General features: G+C 45.4%; 10 protein-coding genes. 1 reads left to right on the top strand and 9 read right to left on the bottom strand.

Annotated elements, in window-relative coordinates; all coding sequences use genetic code 11:
* Positions 1-17 precede the first annotated feature (17 nt).
* From QT992_RS02790 to QT992_RS02780, 3 genes are all read right to left on the bottom strand, one after another.
* Positions 18-1,325, bottom strand: a complete 1,308-nt coding sequence (locus QT992_RS02790) for a glutathionylspermidine synthase family protein (RefSeq protein WP_333317311.1) — start codon at positions 1,323-1,325, stop codon at positions 18-20.
* Between the two features lie 274 nt (positions 1,326-1,599).
* On the bottom strand, positions 1,600-2,253 hold the full coding sequence (locus QT992_RS02785) for a DUF1190 domain-containing protein (RefSeq protein ID WP_333336880.1): 654 nt from the start codon (positions 2,251-2,253) through the stop codon (positions 1,600-1,602).
* Between the two features lie 220 nt (positions 2,254-2,473).
* Positions 2,474-3,529, bottom strand: a complete 1,056-nt coding sequence (locus QT992_RS02780; RefSeq protein ID WP_333336878.1) for a UPF0104 family protein — start codon at positions 3,527-3,529, stop codon at positions 2,474-2,476.
* Positions 3,530-4,080: 551 nt separating this feature from the next.
* Here QT992_RS02780 and QT992_RS02775 point away from each other — a divergent pair.
* On the top strand, positions 4,081-6,126 hold the full coding sequence (locus QT992_RS02775; RefSeq protein WP_333317305.1) for a S8 family serine peptidase: 2,046 nt from the start codon (positions 4,081-4,083) through the stop codon (positions 6,124-6,126).
* Positions 6,127-6,530: 404 nt separating this feature from the next.
* Here the strand turns inward: QT992_RS02775 and QT992_RS02770 are convergent, their stop codons facing one another.
* From QT992_RS02770 to QT992_RS02745, 6 genes are all read right to left on the bottom strand, one after another.
* A complete protein-coding gene (locus QT992_RS02770) occupies positions 6,531-7,010 on the bottom strand; it encodes a hypothetical protein (protein ID WP_333101727.1) in 480 nt (159 codons plus the stop codon).
* A 178-nt stretch (positions 7,011-7,188) separates the two neighbouring features.
* Positions 7,189-8,859 (bottom strand): glycosyltransferase family 39 protein, encoded by a 1,671-nt coding sequence (locus QT992_RS02765; RefSeq protein ID WP_333340464.1) that lies wholly within the window; start codon positions 8,857-8,859, stop codon positions 7,189-7,191.
* Positions 8,860-8,895: 36 nt separating this feature from the next.
* Entirely contained in the window at positions 8,896-10,515 is a 1,620-nt protein-coding gene (locus QT992_RS02760; RefSeq protein WP_333317301.1) for a glycosyltransferase family 39 protein, read from the bottom strand.
* A gap of 119 nt (positions 10,516-10,634) precedes the next feature.
* Positions 10,635-13,610: an L-glutamate gamma-semialdehyde dehydrogenase gene (gene pruA / locus QT992_RS02755; protein WP_333317299.1), complete on the bottom strand. Its 2,976-nt coding sequence runs from the start codon at positions 13,608-13,610 to the stop codon at positions 10,635-10,637.
* Positions 13,611-13,693: 83 nt separating this feature from the next.
* Complete coding sequence (locus QT992_RS02750; RefSeq protein WP_333317297.1) at positions 13,694-14,617, bottom strand: hypothetical protein; 924 nt, start codon at positions 14,615-14,617, stop codon at positions 13,694-13,696.
* A gap of 193 nt (positions 14,618-14,810) precedes the next feature.
* A complete protein-coding gene (locus tag QT992_RS02745) occupies positions 14,811-15,137 on the bottom strand; it encodes a DUF433 domain-containing protein (RefSeq protein WP_333376483.1) in 327 nt (108 codons plus the stop codon).
* Positions 15,138-15,342 lie beyond the last annotated feature (205 nt).

Here is a 15,342-nt window from a genome sequence, read left to right as displayed (position 1 = left end):
GTTTTTCTGATTAAAAGTTAAGTATTCACCAGATTATCGCTCACGATATGCGGAACGATTAAGCAATGTCGTCCGGTGATCGGATTGGTATCTCCGCGCAATACGATGCCGGATGGAGTATCGCCAACAACCCAGGAACCTACGACGAAGTGGTAGCCAAAATATTCGGGCAAGGGTTGATAGGACTGAATAATGAATCCTTCGCGATCGTAGCCCATCGCCTCGCGGGCGTGAACGGCTCCGGCAACAAAATCGCCGGTTTCAATAGAAACCCCAACACCTTCTAGACCGACGAGGGGCTTTTTGACGTGCATTTGGGTCAGCAATGCTGTGGATTCGATCGAGATAGTATCTGTGAAGAAAGTCGGTAGCAAGAATTGAGCGTACACTGGGTGGTTGCCAAATAATTCCCACATCCACACCATCGATCCTTTATTGCTTAAAATCTGTTTCCACAGCGGCTCAATGATTTTCACGTCCCCTGCTATCAGGCGCGATGCTAGGGCTTCATCTGCGTTAAAAGATTCGCTTGCGAGTTGCAAATCCAGCCAATCGACGATTTTCCACAGCCGCATGATCCGATTATTGAATTGATCGACAAAAAATCCTTCTTCATCCACGCCTAGATGGTTACGCAATCCTACAAGTTGGGTAAAAAAGCGATCGTTTCCTAATTCTTGATTAATAATTTCGACCAGTTGTCCAGCCATCTCGGTATCTTCTGACAGATGCTCGTCAATTAACAAGCTCAGGCCGAACTGCTTTAAATCATAATGACGACTTAGAGTGCGGAATCGACCCGCAACTTCGTCCCAAAAGTTGTTGAACTGATTGGCATCGTTGGGAAGCGAGCTCAAATCTCGGCTTGGTTTTTTCATGTCATCTAACCACAGCCATTGATAGACTGTTTCTGCACCCAAGAGAGGAGTTTCGCCGTTGATTTCTAGAAGGCTAATTTTTCCATCTTCAGTGACGGCAAGATCGAAACGGGTATAAAGAGACATATCTTCTTCTTCGTAAACCCGATCCCACGAAACCTGAATTGCTTCCCAGAAAGCAGGGGGAATAGCGAGTTTTTCCATCCGATTTTCTAGGCCATCAGCGGTGAAAAACCAGTCCAAAAACTCCCGACACATATCCCAAAGAGCCTCAGTAGCATCCCAGATCCTCGCCTCTTCCTGGCGCGAAAACATCACCCCAAAGGGACGGTGTAAGGCTTCTGCCCAGTAGCGTTGGTTGATGTCTGCAAGAGGCTGACATTGGTAGGCGTTATCTAATACGTGCTGCTGCCAGTTGCGTCGTCGCTGAAACAAAAAGGGATACATGGAGGAAGCGCCTTGCTAGTGGTGTGGAACTCAAGGATCTACAAAAACAGAGAAAAGAACTAGAGAAAAAATAGTTGGGGGATGAATCGCCGCTCAAAAATGCTTCCATCATATCAATTCTGGCTGCGCCGGAATGATATCAAATCCGCGCTTCATCGTCGGGCATAAAGTCGAATCAAGTTGCCAACAAATAATTCGCGCAATTTTCATTTTTTTGACCCCTCCTTCTACAGTCAACAGTCAACAATGATAAGGAGTGCAACCGCAATCGATATCACTTGCCTCCGCTTCCCAAAGGAGCCGTGGAGCGGACAGAAGTACCAAAGCTCCCTCGTCCCTTGATGGTTCCGCGAGCTGCGTGGCCTGGGGGGCGATTTGGGGTGTCGCCACTGGAGGAAAAGTAGGGAGAATCTAGCGGTATGCCCTGTAGGGGACGAGTAATCTGGGTTCTATCTGGAGTTACAATTCCGATGTTGGAGCGGTAAACGGGTTGCACTGGATAAATCCTGTAGGAGCCGCCGTTGACGCCGTTGACCACTGTTGGAGGGGCATCATCATCGACATCATCGGTGAAATAGAAGCCGCCGAACTCTGGTCGCCATCCGGGGGTAGCAACGCTGGAATTCGATACCTGCGAGCAAATGCTTGCTGTGTCTTCTTGGCATTCTGGCTGCGTGCGATACACGGGCGTAATGCGTTCGTATTCCTGCATTGCGTACCGGAACTGGGCCTGACACTGCTCTTTGGTGAACCCGTTGCTTTGGTTCGTCGCATCTACAATACATTGCTGTTCGGATGCGTAGTAGCGTACTTCCTTGGGTTGGCGCAACATTGTATAAGCAAGATAGCCTAATCCACCGATCGCCAGTACACCTGATGTAATTAGAAGGTAACGAATTGTTGTCGTTCGATTGTTGTTATGAGTCATGGCTAACCGGAGGTTAGAGTCATTATTTCAAAGAACCTGGAATGTGATGAATTTGCTGCCAATGAGATGATTGGATTTACACGGTCAGCCAAAGTTCAAGTAATTTACCTAAGTCTGTGAGTTGGCACTCACGACTTTGATTATAGCTTTTACTAGATTGCCCGATTCAGGGATTCCTCGATCGCAGCAAATTATATTCCTCAAATATTTTATTTCAAATTCACCTTTTTTTACTGTGCCGATCGCGCTGGCGATCGAGCTTTGCCAAAGCAGCACCCGAAACATCCGCCAGAATGCTAATTATCCGATACAAAGCCACCGCACTCAGAATTATACCCGTAGAAAAGCGATCGGACAGCAGGGCGATCGCCGTTGCTTCAAATACTCCCATTCCCCCCGGTGCTCCCGGTACGACTAAACCGACAACAAAGGCAAAACAAAAAGCACCGAACAAGTTGGGAATATTGCTAAAGCTCACCGGAGTTAAAGCCATTACCGTTAGCAAAAAACCGCAGCCCCGCAATCCGATAAAACACATTTGTCCGATTAACGGCACTAAAGGATAGCGTTTAATTGGCAAATTAATTTTGCGGCGGGACTTGACATTCGATGTTTTTTTAGCTAGATTGGAGGTAGACTCTGCACGAATATTCAGTTCCTCGCTCGCAGCCTCCCCAGCCTGGGAATTTTCCCCATTGTTCTTGGATAACTTCAACCGCTCTACAAACAGAACGATCGGATTTAAAATGCGGGGATGAATCGCGGTTAAAATAGCAGCACAACCGACAAGCCGCAACCACCAATTGAATTTGTCAAAACAAATCAACCCAATCAAAACGCCCGCAGAAGCCATCAGCAGCGGTTCCAGCAACACGCTAAGAGTAGCAGCTTTCGGGAAAATTCCTGCCTTTTTCGCGTCCAATATTCGACCCCAAAAATGCCAAATATTCCCCGGCAAATACTTGGCAATATTAGTTTTGAGAAAAACTTGAATTGCCCAGGCGGCAGTTACAGGTTGGCGGAATTCCCGCAAAATCAACATCCACACCCAGCCGACGAAAATTAGAGAAAATAAAGTGACGCCAAGGGCGATCGCCAGCAACGGAAAACTTTCCGCTCGAATTTGGATATTCGCGACTTCTCGCCAGTGAGTTAAAAAAGCTTTGGCAATAAATAAAAACGTCCCGCCCAAAATCAAATAGCGCAAATAAGGCTTTAAATGCGATTTTGCGATGTTGAAAAAATTCTGAATTCGATGCAAGTGTTGTTTTCCCATTTTCTGATCCCGATTTTGAATTTGGGATTAAGTTATACTGTTTTAGATTTTATATTTTAGAGGGGCTAAGGCGGAATTGTGGTTAATTTACACGGCATGATATGACGGAATAAATCTGTTTCACCTGAGATGTTGCACCCTTGTCAAGAACGGGCTCTCCGGCCCGTTCCACAATAACTCAACATTTTTGTGGAACAGGCCGAAAAGCCTGTTGGTTCCACAATAACTCAACATTTTTGTGGAACAGGCCGAAAAGCCTGTTGGTTCCACAATAACTCAACATTCTTGTGGAACAGGCATCTTGCCTGTTCCTAAACGGGCTCTCCGGCCCGTTCCACAATAACTCAACATTTTTGTGGAACAGGCCGAAAAGCCTGTTCCTAAACAAGTAATTGAGAAGGGTGGAACATCTCAGTTTAACCTAACCTATGCAAGCCTCTACAGACTGTCTGTAATGCGCGCATTACAGACTATTTAGGGCGTTTTTAACCACAAACTTAAATTTAAAATCTAAAATTTAGATCGATATACCTCGCTAGGAGTACATTTCTATGCCCGGCCCGAGCCCTGACGGTCTTTCCTATCTTTTAGATGATAGCCCCAACAGTTTCGCCTTGACTCCGGGCTTTTTGACTCCTTATCCTAACGGATTTTTTGCCCTCGGCGGCAACGATTTTATTGTCGGTTCGTCGGATGCCGATCGCATCAGTGGCGATAATGGTAACGATCGCATTCTCGGCGGCAGCAATTCCGATACGCTGTTAGGGGGCGCAGACAACGATGTACTTAACGGTGGTGTCAGCAGCGACTTCCTGTTTGGCGATGCCGACAGCGATACCTTGCAGGGAGGTAAGGGAGATGACGCCCTCAACGGTGACTTTGGCAGCGACGTTTTAGTGGGGGATGGGGGCAAAGATACGCTGACAGGGGGTTTGGGCCCTGATACCTTTGTCCTCCGCAGCAACTCCGCAGTCTCCGATCCGGCTGCGGCAGACGTTATTACTGACTTTAACAGTTTTGTGGATTCGATCGGACTGACTGACAATCTTACCGAAGCTGACTTGATTCTCGAAGAAATATCGATCGCCCCCGGTATTTCCAATACATTAATTAAAATTCGCCAATCCAATGCTATTTTAGGCTTGGTAGCCAACGCATCTCCACAAGACCTCGCCAATACATTCATCTCTGCAACTACCGTATTGGGCAACCAACTGGATCAAGCTCGCGATTTAGGCGTTTTGGGCGGCACTCAAACGATCGCAGACTCGCTTAGCAACGCCCGGCCAGACGGCCTTTACCGCTTTACTTTGCCTGCAACTAGCGACTTTAAATTAACTGTCAGCGGTTTGACGGCAGATGTTGATGTTGCTCTAATTAAAGATATTAACGGCGACAATTCTATTGACTTTACCGATATTATTGCTTCTTCTCAACAACCGAATTTATCGCCGGAAGCGATCGACATCAACGGTTTAGCCGCAGGAACTTACTTTATCCGAGTTTATCAATACCAAGGCAGTACAAATTTCTCCCTCAATCTGTCTGCAACCCCTGGAACTGTTTTTACTAACAATGCGAGCAACTTGCAGGGTTTTGACTCTCGTTTTGGGTTCGGTTTGGTGAATGCAGCGGCGGCAGTTGCTAAAGCTAAAGGTACTGCAACTTTTCCTGATGTTCCCGACTTGGGTGGCGACGAGTGGGGCAGAGATTTAATTAAAGCTCCAGAGGTTTGGGCCCAGGGATTGACTGGAGACGGCATTGTGGTGGCAGTTATCGACAGCGGAGTTGACTACAATCACCCGGATTTGACGGGGAATATTTGGAGCAATGCGGGGGAAACCGGTGTTGATGCGATCGGTCGCAATAAAGCTAGCAACGGGGTTGATGATGATAGCAATGGCTTTGTTGACGATTTCCGAGGATGGGATTTTGTCAACAACGATAATGACCCGAGGGATGATAACAATCACGGCACTCATATATCGGGTTTAGTTGCTGCGAAAAAAGATGGGATAGGGATTACGGGAACAGCTCCGACTGCGAAGATTATGCCTTTGAAAATACTCGATCGGGCAGGGGTAGGTAAAATTCGGGATGAAATTAATGCGATTAATTATGCGGTGGCAAATGGAGCGAAGATAATCAATGTGAGTTTGGGCGGTCAACAGTTGAATGCTCAAGAATTGGATGCTATTCGAGCGGCCGAAGCTCAAGGCGCGATCGTGATTTCGGCGGCGGGAAATGATGCTCGCCCACAAGTAGATTATCCGGCTCGGTTTGCCAATGAGGTAGGAATTGCTGTCGGTGGTGTTACCAGAAATGGCTTGTTTGGGGAGTATTCTAACCGGGCGGGTACGGAGACTATTAATTATTTTGTTGCTCCGGGTGGCGACGGTGGTAGGGCGGATTCTAGTGATGTTTATTCAACTGTGCCGCTTTCTCAACCGGGGATTCCCTATCGATATTTTGCCGGTACTTCAATGGGAGTGCCACAAGTATCCGGCGTGATAGCTTTGATGTTGCAAGCTAATCCGAGTCTGAGTCCTGCTGATATTAAGAGGATTCTTGCGGAAACTGCGAATCGAGCGGTTTGAATTCATTGATAATTGGTAATTGGTAATTGGGAATTGGTAATGGGCTTGACATACTGTTACCAGATTTCGTAGGGGCGGGTTGGGAGCATCTCAGTTTTGTAAAAAGCATTTTTTTTATTGTAGTGCGAGCGTCCCCGCTCGCGTATTGTACAATACGCGAGCGGGGACGCTCGCACTGTCAATGCAAAACTGAGATGCTCCCGGCGGGTTTCACCAACAATATCGATTTTCTACTAACAATATACATAAACCCGCCCCCACACAACTAACAATCTACATCAACATTGATTTGTATTGAATGCGAAAAATGTACAAGGGGTTTACCGTGGGATAGGGGCGGGTTTTATAGATTGTTAATTAACCTAAATATTGTTGGTGAAACCCGCCCCTCCCTACAAGCACAATTAAAAATTGGCGGCGTAAGTTAAGTCAAATTGGCGGCACAGGGTGATGCAGCAGTAGGTTGGTCGATCGAATACTAACTCGTAATTCATCTGGCCGTCTATTTTGGTGATCGGCTGCTTTAAGGGGATGCCCTGAATGTCGTATTGGCGGCGTTCTAAGGCACTCCAGTCGATAATTTTAACGTCGATTTGGTTCTGCAACTCAGTTGCGATCAGATATAGGTGCATCTTGTCTTGAACTTTCCCAGTCAGGGGAACTTTTATTAACACTGACTGGGTGACGAGAGGTTTTTGGTCGTTGGGATGCTTCTGGGTGTGGCAGCTTTTGAGTTCTATATCGTAAGGTTCTACCTTGAATTTCTCTCCACTGGCGATCGCAGATGAGTGCAAATCTTTCAGGCACTTTTCTAGGTGAGGAATCAGCCCTAAGTCTGGATCGCACAGCAGTTTACGAATGTTGGAGGTTTCAGTGACTGTCATTTGAGATTTTTGATGTTATTTTTTGATTCTTAATTTCTAGCTTACCACGAAAACAAAACCTATCGAACTCTACTTGCGACATACTTCCAAAAATGCCGTTTGTGGCCAGTATGTCGCAGTGAATAAGACATTTATTTTTTGGGCAGCAAACCCTTGTTTTTGGCCTTAATGTTTGAGATTATTTCTGGGTAATTTTCCACAGATTAAGATCGACATTAGTGTCAGCCGGATCTATTTGATAGTTTTGTTGCTGAATAGCCGATCGCAAAGTAGAGGAGGGTCTGTATAAAAACAACTCATTGAAACCGCCGGGAATTTGCGGGGGTTGGGGTTTTTTCTTTGCCAATTCTCGATTTTTGTAGCAAGAAGTGTAACAGCGGGGTTCTATTAGCAGTTTGACTTTTGGTTCTAGGTAATAACTTAAAGGCATGATATGTGCGATATTGGCATCGCTGATAATTAGGGGATTGCTGGCTTGATTGACAGTCGCAGCTACTTCCACGGCGCGCAACCAACCGCTACCTTTATTCCACCAAATATCTGCTTGAGAACTAACTCCACCGGATATAATACCTGCGGAAAAAACGGCAACTATAACTATTTTCCACAGTTTTTGCTGTTTAAACTTTTCCAAATTGTTACTAATTTTCGCAGACAGCAGGTAAGCCACTGCTATCTGAATTCCCACATAACAAGGAACTAAATATCGCGGATTTGCCGATCGCCTTCCACCCTTGATTATATCAGGCACTGCCAAAAATAAAGCAGTTGTTGCAATTAATAACAATACAATCAACCACACTCGCTTTGGTGTTTGTCGGCATAGATAATAAAGGGCATAGCCGACTAAAGCTAGAATCATGATACCAACTGGAATTACCAAGGCTAGTTGTGTGGCGTTGGCAGTTCCATCGATGCCAATATCAAAAAATGCTATGGTGACGGAACCAACCCACCTGCTGACTAATCTTAAGAAATTTGTTTGTTCTGCCCATACTGTTGTGCTTCTAATTTGATTGAAGTTTTCTAAAGAATTTATCAGGGGAGGGATGGAGGCAATTAATGCTACTACAACTGCTACATAATAGGCAATAAATGTTTTAATATCCCGCCAGTTGGCAAGGATTGCGATGTAGATTGCGTGGGCGGCGGCGACGCAGACAAATAACAAGTGGGTGTAAAATCCCATTGCTGCTGTGACTGCGTACAGTGCCCAGTGAGACACAAGGGCGAGAGCATTTTGATTTTTGTCAGGGCGCGTGGCTCGCAGTAGGGCTGCACTGGATAAAATAGTAGTTAATGTCCACAAACTGTACTGTCTCGCTTCTTGGGCAAACAAGATGTGGTAGGGAGAAATTGCGAACAGTGCGATCGCCATCCACGCTACTGCAGAAGATTCAAATAACTCCCAAGCCAGCCAATAAATTGCGGGAAATACTAGCAGGCTAATCACGGCGGCCAAACTTCTCATTACGGCAACGGAACTGCCGAACCATTGCGCCCAATATCGCGCTAGTATGTAATACAGCGGCGGGTGTTGGGGGTCTTCTGTTGCTAAAGAATGTAGCGTGTCAGTTAAATTGTGTTCTGAATTTATCTGCTGATATTTTTGTAAATCCGAGGGCGAGGTTATTTTCTGGTACGAAATTTCTGTGATTATTTCGGCTTCGGTGTAGCCAGAAACTCTCAAAGAAGTATATGTTTCGTCGAGCCAGTAAAATTTGCGATCGAGATTGGCGAACCGAAATAAAATACCGATGACTAATACAGCGATAATTAAAAATCGCAGCCACTTGTCAAGTGAAGGCTTGTGAGAATTTAGTCGCTCGCGATCTTTCGTAGATTCCATTTTAAACAAACTCAAGTGCGGTTGCTATATAAAACATCATTTATTGACTATTTTGCCTAGGATCATTGCGTCATTTTCTTCATAGATTGTTTGTATTTTATATTGATTACTTTTGTTGGCAATTTTTGTCTTTAATTGTGGAGTAATACTGTACAAAAATATTTCGTTAAAATTTTCTGGAATTTCAACATTATTTTTAGGTGACATTAGTAATAATTTAGCTCTGGGATCGATTTGGTGACTCATACCGAGTAAATTTCCGATCGTATCTACACTATACTCGGGAAACTCTGTTATGATTAATGGCTTAGAAGCTGAGTTGACTGTACGGGCGATCCGGATGTTAATATAAGAGCGGTCTTTATTCCACCAATTATCTGCTGACACATAGAGGCAGCAAGACGCAATTCCAATTGAGAGCAGAACAACTAGAGCTACTCTCCACAGCTTTTGTAATTGGGTTGTAACTTGAACTTGAGTAAAAAGATAAGCAAGAGATATCTGGATTCCTAAATAACAGGGGATCATGTAACGAGTGTTGATAGATCGAATCCCTCCCCTAATTAAGTCCGCGGGGCATAAAATTCCTACTATCACGAACGTTAAGGTCACAACAAACAACCAAACTCGCATTTCGGTTTTACTGACAAGTAAATAAAAAGAATACCCGACCATTATTAAAATCATTAAACTAACTGGCAGAGTAGATATCAAATAGGGTCGTAGCAAATCCCAGTAAATTCCCACATCAAAAAATTGCTTGCTAATGTTCCATACCCAATTTTTCATCAATTCTGAAACAGGTATTCTCAGAGACAGCCAGGAGGTTTTATCAGCGGCACTGCCCGAATTTTTTATAAAAGCTATAATCCAAGGAGACAGAGCAATCAATCCTGCTATGGATGCTAGCAAATAGCCAATTACCGTCTTATTAAACCGGAATTTTTCGATAATTAATACATAGACTCCATGTCCTATTGCAACTATTCCAAATAATAGGTGAGAATAAAATCCAACTACTAATGTTACAGCATAAATTGCCCAACTACTATTAGTTTTTCGACGCATTCCTCGTAGCAAGACCGCGCTTGAGAGTAAAATTAACATGACAAACAAACTGTAAGGTCGAGCTTCCTGAGCATAAACTACCTGAAAAGGCGATACAGCTATTATGGCAACTGCTAACCAAGCTGTCACCGATGACTCAAATAATTCTAAGCATAGCCAATACATACAAGGCAATGCCAGCACGCTAAAAACCGCCGACAAGCTTCTAGTTACTGCGATGGAATCTCCAAACAGTTGCACCCAAAATCTCACTGCTACAAAGTACAGGGGAGTAAGTTGAGCTTCTTCTATTGCCAATCCTTTTACGGTGTCAAAAACGCTTTTATCTGCATTTATCCGCTGATACTTTTGTAGACTTTTTATTTCCTTGATTTGACCGTCACCAAACTCTTGAATAAATTCAGCTTCTGTATAACCGGAAATCCGCAGAGATGTGTAACCTTCGTCTATCCAGTAAACTTTTTTGTCGAGATTGGCGAAACGAAAAAATATACCCATGACTAATATAACTATCATTAAAACTCTCACCCACTTGTCAAGTGAAGGATTGTGAGAATTTAGACGAGTACCATTTTTTCTATATTCCATTTTAAGTAAATTCAATTAGAACAACAGAATAGGTGCACCCGACTTTTTTGAACAATGATAGCATATACCCGACTTCTTTAAGAAGTCGGGTATCAAATCTTAATCAAACGAATTTGAGATTAATCATCCACTCCTTCAATCGGCGCAAAACCCTGCCGCTGAATATTTTCGGTTATTGTGCGGGGTTCGAGGAATTGCAGCAAATAATCCGGGCCGCCAGCTTTAGAACCAACTCCCGAAAGTTTGAAGCCTCCGAAGGGTTGCCGCGATACCACAGCGCCGGTAATTCCGCGATTGATGTACAGGTTTCCGACTTCAAAATCGGATGCGGCTCGATCGATATGCGAAGGCGTGCGAGAATACAATCCGCCAGTTAAAGCAAAATTCGTGCCGTTAGCAATCGCAATCGCTTCGCTGAAATTATGAGCCCGCATCACGGACAAAACCGGGCCGAAAATTTCTTCTTGGGCGATAGTTGCTGTCGGCGATACTTCGGTAACAATGACTGGGCCGACAAAATAACCGGTTTCTGGTGCCGGCATTTCTAAAGCTATTTTAGCTTCGGCGCGACCTTTTTCGATGTATTCGCGGATGCGCGAATGGGCATTTGCATCGATCACAGGGCCGACTTGAGTGCCGGGATTTTCTGCAGGACCGACATTGAGCGATCGCGTCGCTTCTACCAATCTTGCCACAAAATTATCGTACACCGATTCGACCACAATTACTCGCGAACAAGCGGAACATTTTTGGCCGCTGTATCCAAATGCCGAATAAACTACGCCTGCGACTGCTTGGTCTAAATCCGCACTTTCATCGACAATAATTGCATTTTTGCCGCCCATTTCCGCAATTACTCGTTTCAGGTGTTTTTGTCCAGGCTGCAAAATCGCAGCATCGGCATAAATCTGACAGCCAACTTCCTGAGAACCAGTGAAAGTAATCATGTGAACGTCAGGATGTTTCACCATGTAAGCACCGACGGTTGAACCTTTGCAAGGCACGTATTGAAATACGCCTTTGGGGATTCCGGCTTCTAGCAATATTTCTGCTATTTTTGCTGCAATTACTGAGGAAACTTCCGCAGGTTTGAGTAAAGTACAATTTCCAGCAACTAGGGATGCAACTGTCATGCCGACGGGAATTGCGAGGGGGAAATTCCAAGGCGAAATGATTAAAGAAATGCCGCGCGGCTGATAGGTGTAGCGGTTAGTTTCTCCGGGGATGTCGTAATTTTTCCCTTGTTCTAACCGTTCCATTTCGTCGGCGTAGTAGCGGCAAAAATCAATAGCTTCGGAGACTTCGGCATCGCATTCTCTGACGGGTTTGCCGACTTCAAACACCATCCAAGCTGATAGTTCGTGCCGCCGCTGTTCCATCAATTCTGCGGCTTTGCGGAGGACGCCGGCGCGCTGTCGGACGGGGGTTTTTCGCCAACCTGTGAAGGCTGCTTTTGCTGCTTCAAGGGCTTGTTTGGCCTGTTCTTCGGAAATCAATCCGATTGTGCCAACTACTTCTGTGGGATTGGAAGGGTTGAGTGAGTTAACTGTTGCTTCAGTATTTTGGTACTCGCCATTGATTAGCGGTAAATAGGTTTTACCTAAGTTGGCGCGCACTGATTTGATGGCTGTTTCTGCTTGTTGCCGCAATTTGGTATTGGCGTAGTCGGTATCGGCAACGTTGGGAAATACTTTGCTGTAAACTAGCTGGTCATTTCCGTTAGCAACTGGGGCGGCTAACAATTGTTCGATCGGCATTTCTTCGGAACTTTGCCGGATGAAAGAACTGTTGGCGGTATTTTCCAGCAAACGGCGGATCAAATAAGCCATTCCCGGCAGCAAATCGCCGTAGGGGCAGTAGACTCGGACGCGATAACCCCGATCGACCAAAAGCTTAGCCAATTTGTCGCCCATGCCGTACAGCACTTGCATTTCAAAGCGGCGGCGCGGTATATTGAGAGTTTCGGCAATGGCGATCGCCCTCGCTTGCGATCGTACATTATGACTGCCAATAGCTGCATACAAATATTCGTGATTTTCTAACAGCAACTGCGTCATCTGCTCGAAATTGGCATCGGTAGCAACTTTGTCATTGTAGACCGGCTGCGGCCAATCTTTCTGCATCGCTTTGATAGTTTCCTGATCCCAGTAAGCGCCTTTTACCAGACGTACTGTTACCGGATTACCGCGTTTTTTTGCCCAGGAAATCAGGTTTCGCAAATCTTGGGCACTGTCGCGCAAATATGCTTGCAATGTAATTCCAATATCCGTGCGACTGCGAAACTCTTCCTCTAACAATAAGTCTTTGAGAATTGTCAGAGTTAAACTTTTGTAAGCATACTGTTCCATGTCAAAATGAACAGCAGCGCCCAATTCCTTCGCGCGGCGCAGTAACAGGCGAATTCTCTCGCTTACTTTCTCCTCGCTACCTTTAGCATCCAAAGGGTCAAACTGAGAATAAAAAGCCGTTAACTTTACGGATACTTGCACTCGCGGCAGAGTTTCGCCGTCAGCTTTGTCAATTGCATCTACCTGCGGCCAATTCTTCGCTGCCTTCGCCAGTTCCTCCATCAATTCCAAATAGCGGTTAAGATAAATTTCCGCCTCAGTTTCAGTGATGACAGCTTCCCCCAAAAGGTCAACTGTAAAACCCATTTTATCTTTGCGAAGTCGCTCTAAAGTTTTAACTACCTGCTTGATATTTTCCCCAGAAATATACTTGTGCGCCAAAGTTTCCACCGCAGGCGCAACCGTCGTCGCGGCCAATTGTCCAGGAATCGACTCAGCGTTAGTAAAATTGAGCAATTTTTTCAAAGCTTCGGGCAATTCTACCTCTTGGGCCGTCAGGTATTCTTGCAAGTGGCGGGCAATTTCCGGCTTGCTGCGGAGTGCCGGCAAACAGTCGATGAATCGAAACAATTGCACCCGCAGTCCGGGGCTAGCCATCGCCCAATCCATTAGTTTGTCGTCCCAGCGCATTTGGTCTTGCAGTTGACCGAAAAAAGAGCGCTTTTTGTCTTGAGTTGCCTTCAGGATTTCTTTGGCAATTTCCTGGGTTTTTGCTTCGTAGATGTTTTCAGATACTTGTGCGATCATTGGTAATAAGTAATTGGTAATTTGTAATTAGCAACAGGGGGGGTTAGGTATTTTGTAACTACCCCCTGATACAATTATACTTGCTATTTGACTTCAATTTTAACTTGGTAGTTGGCTTGGCGATCGCCTGAAATTTCAATAGTATAATCGCCGCTACTGGCTAGTTGACCTTGCCACTGACCTGTGCTATCAGTAGTACCTAAATTTTCACCGTTAGGAGCAATAATTGCGGCGCTAACTTGACCTTCTTGAACATTTATTGTCATGCTTTGGCCGCTATTGCACTCCAGTAAGTAGCGCCTGGATATGTTGGCTCGCAAACTATTGCTCAGAGTAGTTCCCGTAGCACCGGCTTGAAAGTAAACTCGCTCGGTTACAGGGGTTTCAACCGCAGCGGGAGTTGGAGTTGGAGAAGGCAACGGCAAAGGAGAAGGCAACGGCGAAGCAAGTTGCGGAAGGCCAGACAGAGAGGGGATTTGAGTGGGACGGGGCGACGGAGGGAATGTGGGGGGCCGTCCATTTCCAGGGGCTGGGGGAAGTCCGGGCCGACGGTTGACTGGTGCTGTTGCGACGGTTGGAGGGCTTTCGGGGAGGGGTACGTCAGCGGGTAGTTTGATTTGAAGGTTCGCTCTTTCCTGATACATTCTCCACGCTAGCAAACTGCCGAGACTAAGGACGGAACCGACTAAAATTCCGCTGAGAAAAACTGCTAAAATTTGCCACGAGCGAGCTGGTTTTGGTTCGGGGTGGGCAGTTGGAATTGTTGGAGGCGGATAACTTGCAAGTTGAGTTGTTTCCGGCGCGATATCGGCTGCCACTGGAATTGTTTCGGCTTGGTCGATTGGCGCTGAAATATCTTCGGGGGCGGCAATTTCTGCGGGAGTTTCTGCTGATGCGGAAGTTGAATCAGCCCTGGCAATTTCACTGCGATCGAACTCATCGCTGGCAGGGGAAATTATTTCCGGTTGCTGAGTCAAAATTTGTTTTTTTTCCTGTTCGTCGCTCATGGGGCTAAATTTATTTTACAAATACCGCTTTTAGACATTTTACGTTACTGGTGCGATCGCCTGCACTGAAATTATCTAGCAGAAGGAAGAAGGCACTCTAAGAGAGTTTGACACGGATACACGGATTAATTATCGAGGGTTAGGCAAAAGTTAGAAGGAAGATTGTTCATCTGCATACAAACCTGCCATGATATTAGTCTATATTGTTTAACTTAATCGCTGATTCAATCTCGTCAGGAAATGCTTCAGCATAAGCCCAGGCATTTTTCAAGTCGCTAGCACTAAGATGCGGATAATCTTCTAAAAGTTGAGCATCAGTTGCACCTAATCGACGAGACTCTACCAATCCCCAAACAGAAATTCTAGTCCCTGCAATCCTGGCATTACCGCCGACTACACCGGGAGTTTTTTCAATTCCCTGCCAGGTGTTGGCTAAACTTTGAGCTAATATCTGTATTGCTTGAGCTTTCTCGGGCGGACTCAGGGAAAGCAGTTGCGGTTCTAATTCTTTTAGTGTCATAGTTAATCAGGAGTTTGGCTGCTGGGAAGGTCGTATCTCTATTATAGCGATGGAGCTTTTTACTGGTAAAAATAAACCACCCGACAAAAAAATGGTACTTGTGTGGAACAGGCATCTTGCCTGTTCATAAAAATGGTACTTGTGTGGAACAGGCATCTTGCCTGTTCATAAAAATGGTACTTGTGTGGAACAGGCATCTTGCCTG

This window comes from Microcoleus sp. T3_D1, from assembly GCF_036700405.1.
GTDB lineage: Bacteria > Cyanobacteriota > Cyanobacteriia > Cyanobacteriales > Microcoleaceae > Microcoleus.
This window is presented reverse-complemented; position numbering and strand designations above follow the sequence as displayed.

Bases quoted from the DNA above. Each gene is read 5' to 3' on its own strand.
- QT992_RS02790 (WP_333317311.1), bottom strand. From the start codon at position 1,325: ATGTATCCCTTTTTGTTTCAGCGACGACGCAACTGGCAGCAGCACGTA.
- QT992_RS02785 (WP_333336880.1), bottom strand. From the start codon at position 2,253: ATGACTCATAACAACAATCGAACGACAACAATTCGTTACCTTCTAATT.
- QT992_RS02780 (WP_333336878.1), bottom strand. From the start codon at position 3,529: ATGGGAAAACAACACTTGCATCGAATTCAGAATTTTTTCAACATCGCA.
- QT992_RS02775 (WP_333317305.1), top strand. From the start codon at position 4,081: ATGCCCGGCCCGAGCCCTGACGGTCTTTCCTATCTTTTAGATGATAGC.
- QT992_RS02770 (WP_333101727.1), bottom strand. From the start codon at position 7,010: ATGACAGTCACTGAAACCTCCAACATTCGTAAACTGCTGTGCGATCCA.
- QT992_RS02765 (WP_333340464.1), bottom strand. From the start codon at position 8,859: ATGGAATCTACGAAAGATCGCGAGCGACTAAATTCTCACAAGCCTTCA.
- QT992_RS02760 (WP_333317301.1), bottom strand. From the start codon at position 10,515: ATGGAATATAGAAAAAATGGTACTCGTCTAAATTCTCACAATCCTTCA.
- pruA (WP_333317299.1), bottom strand. From the start codon at position 13,610: ATGATCGCACAAGTATCTGAAAACATCTACGAAGCAAAAACCCAGGAA.
- QT992_RS02750 (WP_333317297.1), bottom strand. From the start codon at position 14,617: ATGAGCGACGAACAGGAAAAAAAACAAATTTTGACTCAGCAACCGGAA.
- QT992_RS02745 (WP_333376483.1), bottom strand. From the start codon at position 15,137: ATGACACTAAAAGAATTAGAACCGCAACTGCTTTCCCTGAGTCCGCCC.